At 57.5% G+C, this 1,361-nt stretch carries 1 protein-coding gene; it reads left to right on the top strand.

Annotated features, from left to right (window positions below; translation table 11 throughout):
• Positions 1–74: 74 nt before the first annotated feature.
• A complete protein-coding gene (locus tag PAN31117_RS26920) occupies positions 75–1,100 on the top strand; it encodes an IS110 family RNA-guided transposase (protein ID WP_150740877.1) in 1,026 nt (341 codons plus the stop codon).
• Positions 1,101–1,361: the final 261 nt, after the last annotated feature.

Here is a 1,361-nt window from a genome sequence, read left to right as displayed (position 1 = left end):
GGGGTTAATGAGATGGTCACCCCCACCCTACACGCGGGTAACGCGGTAGGGTGTTTTCATTTTGGAGGGCCATCATGCAAACCGTGACGTTGGTAGGAATCGACCTAGGCAAGCATACGTTTCACCTTCATGGGCAGGATCGGCAAGGCAAAGCCGTGTTTCGCAAGAGGGTGAGTCGCAAGCAACTGGTCGAGTTTTTCGCGACATTTCATGCTTGCACGGTGGTCATGGAGGCGTGTGCCGGAGCCCATCATATGGCCCGGCAACTGGCGGGCTTTGGGCATCAAGTCAGGCTCATCTCGCCGCAATTCGTGCGGCCTTTCGTCAAAAGCAACAAAAACGACTTCGTGGATGCCGAGGCGATTTGCGAGGCGGCATCTCGTCCGGCCATGCGGTTTGTGACACCAAAGACCGAATCGCAGCAGACGCTCGGGGCATTGCATCGGGTGCGCGAATCGCTGATTCGGGATCGGACCAAGACGATTAACCAGCTCCATGGGTTTTTGCTCGAATTCGGCATCAGCCTGCCGATCGGTCAGGCAGTCATCAGGCGTTTGCCTGCGGTGTTGGCCGAATATTCGCTGCCGCCACGGCTTATCGCTGTGCTCGAGCGATTACACGCTCATCACAAGTACCTTTGCGAGCAAATCTGTGAAATCGAAAAGGAGCTGACGCGCCAACTTGCCGAGGACGATCTGGGGCAACGTCTGCTGAGCATCCCCGGTGTTGGACCGATCACCGCCAGCGTGTTGGCCGCTGAGATGGGCGATGGCAAGCAATACGCATGCAGCCGCGATTTCGCGGCAGCCACAGGGCTTGTGCCACGCCAGTACAGCACGGGCGGCCGTGCGACTTTGCTGGGTATAAGCAAGCGTGGAGATAAGAACTTGCGGCGTTTGTTAGTGCAGTGCGCCCGAGCGTATATGCAGCGGCTTGAACGCCAGACAGGCCGCCTCGCCGACTGGGTGCGCGCGATGCTCACACGTAGGCATTCGAACGTGGTGGCCTGTGCGCTAGCGAACAAGCTGGCACGAACCGCATGGGCGCTGGCCACACACAACACGATATTCGATGCGGGGCCGAGCGCCATGCCAACTTGAGCGCCCACTCCCCAACTATTTTCCGAGAAACACCCACCTGGTTTTGCGACGACTGAAATTGGATGACGTGAACGGCACACCGGCCTGACGAACAACCTGATAAAACAATTGGCTCTTGAAGCCGAGGGGTTTTTTAGGAGTGTCAGGCGCGACTCTCATCGTGGCGCGGGGAGAAACTCCCCACATCGACGCCGGATAGATTTAGGCAAGCCAAACACTGCATCAAATCAGTCTTGCAAAAACGGGGGTGACCATAGATTT

Source organism: Pandoraea anapnoica, assembly GCF_902459765.1.
Lineage (GTDB): Bacteria > Pseudomonadota > Gammaproteobacteria > Burkholderiales > Burkholderiaceae > Pandoraea > Pandoraea anapnoica.
Note: the sequence above shows the minus strand (reverse complement) of the source record. Positions and strands in the feature narration are given on the sequence as shown.